Source organism: uncultured Faecalicoccus sp. (assembly GCF_944327125.1).
Classification (GTDB): domain Bacteria; phylum Bacillota_I; class Bacilli_A; order Erysipelotrichales; family Erysipelotrichaceae; genus Faecalicoccus.
Genome location: NZ_CALVGO010000085.1, coordinates 1 through 3143 on the forward strand (window position 1 = coordinate 1; position 3143 = coordinate 3143).

At 44.5% G+C, this 3143-nt stretch carries 4 protein-coding genes and 1 pseudogene; all 5 read right to left on the reverse strand.

Annotated elements, in window-relative coordinates:
- The coding region (locus tag Q0K03_RS07340; RefSeq protein ID WP_297239056.1) for a four-carbon acid sugar kinase family protein at nt 1–906 on the reverse strand (906 nt) is incomplete at its 3' end.
- Nucleotides 896–1372, reverse strand: a complete 477-nt coding sequence (locus Q0K03_RS07345; protein ID WP_297239057.1) for a PPC domain-containing DNA-binding protein — start codon at nt 1370–1372, stop codon at nt 896–898. The genes Q0K03_RS07340 and Q0K03_RS07345, both read right to left, overlap by 11 nt.
- Before the next feature lies 1 nt (nt 1373).
- On the reverse strand, nt 1374–2219 hold the full coding sequence (locus tag Q0K03_RS07350; protein ID WP_297239058.1) for a class II fructose-bisphosphate aldolase: 846 nt from the start codon (nt 2217–2219) through the stop codon (nt 1374–1376).
- 8 nt (nt 2220–2227) lie between these two features.
- Complete coding sequence (locus Q0K03_RS07355; RefSeq protein WP_297239059.1) at nt 2228–3070, reverse strand: L-ribulose-5-phosphate 3-epimerase; 843 nt, start codon at nt 3068–3070, stop codon at nt 2228–2230.
- A pseudogene (locus Q0K03_RS07415) lies at nt 3057–3143 on the reverse strand (sugar isomerase); the annotation flags it as partial. The pseudogene Q0K03_RS07415 and the gene Q0K03_RS07355, both read right to left, overlap by 14 nt.

A 3143-nucleotide genomic window follows, 5' to 3' on the forward strand; every position in this document is an offset into this window, starting at 1 on the left:
ATCGCTATAGAGTAATACAGGAACTTTCGCATTCAATATAAATTCTCCCGCTTTTTCTACATCCATTTCCTGCGCGGACAACTGAGAAGCACTGACCGGAAACAGTGTTCCGCCATTCTTCTTAAAATACTGGATCTGTATCCTTGTCTGTGTAGAGCAGCTGCCGCACAGAATGACGGAATTCTGACTATGGATCCGTCGAACTTCTTCCTTTGAATTCTTACGATCCAAGATAAATTCCAACAGTGCAGAACCGCCGGTTAAAACAGGAAGATCTTTAAAATAGTTCGCAATTTTTACGGCATCCTGATCGTTCTGATAATTCGGAATCAAATAAAAATGACGCGATCTTTTTTTCCACTCCTCGATCGTCTCTTGATTTATTGTATCCATGTTCACTGTATAACATGGATATTGGCTCTGCGGTTTCATCAGCTCACGGATGCTTGAACTCCACATGGGATTTAATGGATGATTCCGCAATGGACTTTGATCCAGCGGAACTCCATCCACATACAGATGTCCTTCCATGACCGTTCGGCCATTTTCCGGAAAAGAAGGACACAGCACGGTATAAGGTACATCCAGTGTCTCCAGTAAATAATCACTGATCACCCCTATATTCCCTTTCGGGGTGCTGTCAAACGTGGAACAATATTTAAAATAGATCGTAGTGATCCCTATTTTATTGAAAAAGTCAAGAATTTGTTCGATTTCAAAAACAGCCTGATCCGGCGTTACACTTCGCGTCTTTGATGCGATTACAACGGCATCAAAATCCGCTGGCGCTTTTTGAGGAACCGCTGTATACAAAAAAACCCTTTGTCCTGATTTTTTCAACATACTGGCGGCATCTCCAGCCCCCGTAAAATCATCCGCTATGACACCTATTTTTCTATTGCTCATCTTGAATAGGGTAAAACTGTGTCAAAGCAGTTTCTTCATCGGCAACACGAAGCATCTTTACATCCTGGATTTCCAGCACGATCAAATCCACGGTGGTTAAAGCCGGAGTGGTGCCTTTTACAATATGCCCTCCGAAAACCGTTCCGTACCGGTCACACATCGTGGCGTGAAAGTGAGTGTCGTACTGGTCATTGTTCTGGCAGACCACTCCTGTCCCATTTAAAAACTCAACCGGTCCATTTCGGGTAATGACATCTCCATAACCCGCTTTTACCTTTGCGTCTTCCTTAGGCACAAGATACATGTATCCACATTGTTTAAAACTTCCAAAACAAGTTACATAGGCATGCCGGATTCCGTTTTTTCGGCAGGCTTCTTCTATCCCTTCAATTAAATCTGTATCTGGCAACAGGCGAACTGCCAATGCTTTTCCTGTCTTTCCACAGGCATCCTGAATTCTAATCATATTATTTTGTCCATGCCTTTCCGTCTTGTCCAAACAATTTTACATAATGAGCCAATCGATCTTCATAGCCTTTGATAAAACTTGGAATCAGTTTCCATTTATCAAAGTTAGGATCCTGGATAAACTTTTCTAATTCTTCTTTTCCCGCAACCACCAGTTCTGTGGCAAGATTGACCTTTTGGATTCCATGTCGAACCGCGCGAGCAAGATTTTCATTTCCTGTCCCGCTGCCTCCGTGGAGCACCAATGGTGTATCAGGACATGCCTGAACAATTTGTTCCAGACGATCAAAATCAATATGCGGGGTTCCTTTATAACGTCCATGCGCCGTTCCAATGGCAACCGCAAGACAGTCAACGCCGGTTTCCTCAATAAAACGGGCTGCCATATCCGGTTCAGTAAGGTTGGTAGTACCATCGATTTCATAGTTTTGGCCTTGTCCCACATGACCCAACTCTGCTTCTACACTGATTCCTAAAACGTGACACATTTTTACGACTTCTTTGGTTTGTTTCACGTTTTCTTCATACGGTAAGCTGGAGCGGTCAACCATAATGGATGTAAACCCAGAATTGATCCCCAACATGATATCTTCATAAGATTTACCATGATCCAGATTGATCGCAAAAGGAACCGGCGAGGTACGAACAAGATCACGAATCATGTGAACAAACCAAGGCAAATCTGGATGAATGAACGCATTGACATCAATGATCATAGGTGCATTCAATTCTTCCGCAACATGAATTACAGCACGAACCGTATCTTCACTTTGTACGTTTGGCGCTGTGACACCATAGCCTTCTTTTTGGGCCCGGTCTAATATTTCCTTCATCGTGACTAACATATGATCTCCTATTGTTCTAATTGTTCTCTTAAAAATTTAGATGCGAATCTTAGATCTTCTTTCCATGCCGGATTTCCGGTATACCAGAATTCCCCGACAAAACGGTAAACGCCCATTTCATAAAGTGCAGCGATATTTTCCCGGTATTCGGTATGTCCCGTTCCAAAAGGGATCTCCCTGTACTTTCCAGGCAACGTCTCCTTTAGATGTGCGGCAAAGATATGCCCTTTTCCGGTGGCCAGATCATCATTGACGCTCTTTCCATACAATAAGGAAGCGTTCTTCAGATTTCCGATATCCGGATAGACGCCCAGATACGCATTGTCGATGTCTCTGACATATTTCATCGCTTTGCCAACGGTATCCATAAACGGGGTCTCCATGGTCTCAAATCCCAGGATCACACCCCTGCGGGCCGCCATCTTCACACAGGTCTTCAGGTTCCGGGCAAAATTTGCCTCTGTCTCCCTGTCGCCTTCATCGTAGTACACATCGTATCCGGCAAGCTGAATGATCCGGATTCCCAGATCATAGGCCAGGTCGATTGCCTTTTCCATGATCTCCAGGGAGCGGGACTGAACATTTTCATCTTTCGAGCCCAGCGGATACTTTCTGTGTCCGCTCAGGCACATCGAACGGATGGGAACACCGGTTTGATTCATGGCCGCAATGACCTCTTCTCTTTGTTTGCGGGTCCAGTCCAGACGCGCCAGTTTCTCATCGGTTTCATCCACGCTCATTTCCAGATAGTCAAAACCGCTTTCTTTGGTCAAAGTAAGTTTTTCCTCCCAGCTCAGTTCTTTGGGCATGGACTTTTCATACAGACCCAGTTCGTATTTATTTTTGTCCATAGTAGGCACCTGGTCCATGTTTTCTCTTGAAATGTTTGTCTAAGAGCACCTGCTGCATCGGTTCGATCTGGTT